Below are 4519 nucleotides of genomic sequence, written 5' to 3'. Positions count from 1 at the left end.
GGCCGCGGGCGCTGCGGGCTTGGCCGCCACTGCCGGCTTGCCCGCAGGAGCGGCAGGAGCTGGCGCTTCGGCTGTGACGGGGTTCTCAGCGGCCTGCGGGGCTTCCTTGCTGCTGGCCTTATCGGAACCGAACGACCACCAATGGCCGCCATCCGCTTCATTTTGTGGGGTTTGTGCACAACCGGTGACGGTCAGGCAGATGGCCAAGGCTAGAGACTTGTTCGACGACATGGGATATCCACAAAATGAGATAAAAAATTCGGTCTACATGACCGGTACAAACAGACGCTTGGAAATTATAAAAGCCACAGGGTTCCGTCCCGCAGCTTTCCAAGCATGTTTAAGCAAAAAAGTTCTTAACAGCAACCTTTTTACAGACAATCCGACAAAACCCGCACCAGCTTCTGTGCCCGGGGATCCATCAATACATAAGGCCCCAGGGTATTTGTCACAAAACCGAACGCCACATCATGCTCCGGGTCAGCAAAACCGATGGAGCCCCCTGCCCCAGGATGCCCGAATGCCCGAGCCCCCAGGCCAAAAGTGGCATTGGCCACCTGGGGTTGATCAAGCATGCAGCCCAGGCCGAATCGGGTCTGGGTCAGCAACGTCTTGTCCATGCCCAGGCTGTGCTCTCGGGTCAGCTCTTCGAGCATATCGGCTTCCAGCAAGCTGCCATCGAGCAGGCCGCTGTAGAACCCGGCGAGACTGCGGGCATTGCCGTGGCCATTGGCCGCCGGCTGCTGCATGCGCCGCCACTCGGGCTTATTGGTACTGGTGAGGATAGACGGTGGATTGGTAAACGCCCGGGTAGTCATCGCATCCGGCTCGCGCATGGTCACTTGCAGCAGGCGCTGCGCTGCGGCGTCACCGACATTGCCCTTGCCTCGGGCGATATGTGCCACCCGGTGGAATTCCTCGTCAGCCAGACCGACATGGAAGTCCAGCCCCAGGGGCTTGGCGATCCGGGCCACGATGGAGTCTCCCGGCCCGCGCCCATCGGCGCGCCGGATCAACTCGCCGACCAGCCAGCCATAAGTGATGGCCGCGTAGCCGTGACCCTCACCCGGCGTCCACCAGGGCTGCTCGGCGGCCAGGGCATCGACCATGGTCTGCCAGTCGTAGAGGGCCTCGGCAGGCAGCAACTCGCGTAGGGCCGGCAAACCCGCCTGATGACAGAGCAATTGGCGCAGGGTAATAGCGGCCTTGCCTGCCGCTGCGAACTCCGGCCAGTAATTGGCGACCGGCGCATCCAGCTTGAGCTTGCCTTCGGCCACCAATTGCAGGGCGGTGACCGCAGTGAACGTCTTGGTACAGGAGAACAGGTTGGCGATGGTATCGCTGTGCCACGCCTCGGCACCGTCCTTGTCGGCGCTGCCGGCCCACAGGTCAATGACCGTTTCCCCACCGATCTGGATGCACAGCGCAGCGCCGCGCTCCTGGGGATCTTCGAAGAGCGCCGCGAAGGCCTCGCGTACCGCCTCGAATTTAAGTTCGTAATGACCCTGAATCTGCACCCTGACTCCCCCCACGACAATGCTCGACAACGTGGCGCGCATTGTTCCAGCCCTGAACCGATTTGGGAACAACCAACAGGGCTCCGCTCATTGATCCAGAGCCCTGGACAGATCAGTGGCCATTGCCGGAGTGGCCACCGGCCTGCGCGCCCGCTTCCTTGGCTTCGCGCCCCTTGCCCTCATCCCCGGAACCGTGCTCGGCAGCCGCTGCCTGTTGTGCCTGGACTCGGGCCTTTTGCGCCTCCTTGCCCAGTTGATCCACAGCCTGCAGGTTGCTCTTGCGCACGCTGTCGACAAACCCCTGGAAGGGCACATCGGTAATTCCCACCAGACCGAAATGGCCGTTTTCACCATCCAGCAGACGCCCGGTTACAGGCTGGTCGAGATACTGGAACCAGTGCACACCGACAATCGATGGCTCACTCACGGCCTGCTTGAGGAAGTTGGCGTAGGCCGGTCCACGATCTTCCTCCCGGGCCAGTTCGGTCACGCCGCCCCAGAACGGGCCGCGGTCCCGGGAACCGAAATTGAACTCGGTCACCAGCACCGGCTTGTCCAGGCTGCGCAGGTACGCAAAGTCCTGACCGTCCTGAGGCTTGAGGGTGTACATGTTGAAGCTCAGCACGTCGCAGTACTGGGCACAGGCCGCCACCGCCTCGGGATTGCTGACGGCAAAGCGACCGCCCAGCAGCAGATGGTTGGGGGCATGCCACTTCAGCGAGTCGGCGATGGTCTTGAAATAGGTCTCGGCAAAGACTTTCTGGAAATACTTGAAGTCAGCCTCGATCTCCGGGTGTTCGGGACTTGGCTGCGGCGGTACGAACCCCGGGTCTTCCATCAACTCCCAGGCCGGCAGATCGATGCCCCAGGCTTTCGACAGGCCCGCCTGGTTGCGGTACTTGTCCCGCAGTTGCTTGAGGAAGGCCCGTTTGGCCGGCACATCGGTGGTCAGGCGCAGGGTGCCGTAGGCCAGGGCATAGCGGGCTTTCGGGTCGTCACCGGGGCCGGCCCAGGCCAGCTCGTTGTCGGCAAAGTAGCCGATCAGCCAGGGATCGTCCCGATGGTCGCGGGCGGCAATGGCCACGGCGCGTTCCGTGGCCATGGCAAAGCGCGGATCGAAGGGGTCCGGCATGCCGCCCCACCAATCACTGCCCGTGCTGATGCTGGCGTAATCACCCACGATGGACAGCGGCAAGGTGTAGGGCACCCGGTCGGCCAAGCCCAGCGCCGGCGCGCTCCAGTTGCCGATGGTGTTGAATCCCCAGGCCTGCAAGCGGTCCAGGGTGTGGCTGACCCAGCGTCGCTCATCGAAGGTCGGTGTCGCACATGGGGCGGCGGCGGCTTCAGGCGCCGCTGGCTTGGGCTCGCTACTGGAGGCTTCGGCCGGGGCTTGGCTACCCATCGCACAGGGGGCGCTGTAGGTACGTTGCAGGTTGGCCCGATAGAAGTCGTACCAGCGGCCGGCGTTATAACCGCGTCCCTGGTCGGCGCCGTTGCCGCCACGGTTGTCGCCCTCGCCGTAGTAGCTCGCCAGAGGCTCGCCGTCCTTGGGCAAGGCGCTGAACATCCACTCACGTCCGGCGACATAGGTCTGGCTGTTGTCCGCGGCCACGGTGTTGACGCCCAGGGAGTAGAACGGGTGACCTTGCGGAGTCACCAGGAACCAGCGGCCATCACGTTTTTCCGTGCGGAAGAAGCCGCTGGCCTTGAAGCTCGGGCCCTTGTCCCAGCCGCCAAACTTGTCCAGGGAAGTCTTCTCGCGCTCGCCAAGCCACGCCTTGAGTTGCTGCTGCTCCTTGGCGTCGGCCGCCTTGAGCTGATCGTCGCTGGCGATCTTTTCCGGCCAGCGGGCCCGGGTCGACTGGCCGTAGCCATCCACCAGGGAACCATAGACCGCCTTGACCACGCCCTCGCCATCCTGCACGCCAAAGCGTTCGAGGAGGATACTCTGGGCGGCTTTGGGGCTATCCAGGGACAAGGTCACCGACACCACCTGGCTGCGGTCCAATTGCCCTTCGCTGCTGGCCAGCAGGATGCGCTGGCCGTCCACGGTCATCGGCATGGGAGGCGCGGCCTTCATGCCCTGGCTCAGAGGAGTACTGGCCACCAGCGGCACCAGCAGGGTCTGCGCCGGACCCGCCGGCAGATCGACGCGGCTGACCAGGGTCTTGCCGTCGTTGCTTTGAATGGTCACGTAGAGGGTCAAGGCCCAGTTCATCGCGCTCTGGATGCGCAGGCTCATCATCCCCGACTGCGACCAGTCCCAGGTGCCGCTTTGTGGGCTCAGGCGCAGGCTGGGCCGGCTGGTCGGGTTGAAGGTGATTCGCCGCAGCACTTCGCCCTCGGCCGTTTGCTCCGCATTGGACTGTGGCAGGCTGGCATCTTGTGTCGCCACCTGCACCACAGCGGCAGGCCGGACAAAGTTGAACAGCGTCTGCTGGCCGGCAGGGGCCGCCAGGACGGGGGAGGCAAACAACAGGGCAAGTACAGCGGGCAACGAACGGCGAATCATATGAACCTGGCTCTCCCTAAAGACCGATAAACGGCCGGTGCTGAAGCGGTGACATGAAATAGACAGCACGGCGCACAAAGGTGCGCGCCACGCTTAAGATATTTCTCGGCGAAATGGCGGCAAGGCGTTGAGGATAGCCTTGCCGTAGCGCTGAGTGACCAGGCGGCGGTCCAGCAGGGTGATGGTGCCGCGGTCCTGCTCGGTACGCAGCAGACGGCCGCAGGCCTGAACCAGCTTGAGAGAAGCATCCGGCACCGAGATTTCCATGAATGGATTGCCACCCCGGGCCTCGATCCATTCCGCCAGCGCCGCTTCCACCGGATCGTCCGGTACCGAGAACGGAATCTTGGCGATCACCACGTGTTCACAATAGGCGCCGGGCAAGTCCACCCCTTCGGCAAAGCTCGCCAGGCCAAACAGTACGCTGGAATCGCCACCGTCGACCCGGGCCTTGTGCTTGTTGAGGGTTTCCTGCTTGGACAGGTTGCCC

Annotated in this window: 3 protein-coding genes and 1 pseudogene; all 4 read right to left on the bottom strand. The window is 63.4% G+C overall.

The annotated features are described in order from the left end of the window. A pseudogene (locus tag BLX41_RS36660) lies at positions 1–231 on the bottom strand (OmpA family protein); the annotation flags it as partial. A gap of 140 nt (positions 232–371) precedes the next feature. Next, positions 372–1517 (bottom strand): serine hydrolase domain-containing protein, encoded by a 1146-nt coding sequence (locus tag BLX41_RS29670; RefSeq protein WP_123727812.1) that lies wholly within the window; start codon positions 1515–1517, stop codon positions 372–374. Positions 1518–1629: 112 nt separating this feature from the next. Next, positions 1630–4029, bottom strand: coding sequence for a beta-galactosidase (locus BLX41_RS29665; protein WP_123727738.1), 2400 nt, complete (start codon positions 4027–4029; stop codon positions 1630–1632). Between the two features lie 93 nt (positions 4030–4122). After that, positions 4123–4519: helicase C-terminal domain-containing protein (locus BLX41_RS36655; protein WP_311197602.1), on the bottom strand; the 397-nt coding region annotated here is incomplete at its 5' end.

The sequence above is a fragment of the Pseudomonas protegens genome (genome assembly GCF_003732485.1).
GTDB lineage: Bacteria > Pseudomonadota > Gammaproteobacteria > Pseudomonadales > Pseudomonadaceae > Aquipseudomonas > Aquipseudomonas protegens_B.
This window is presented reverse-complemented; position numbering and strand designations above follow the sequence as displayed.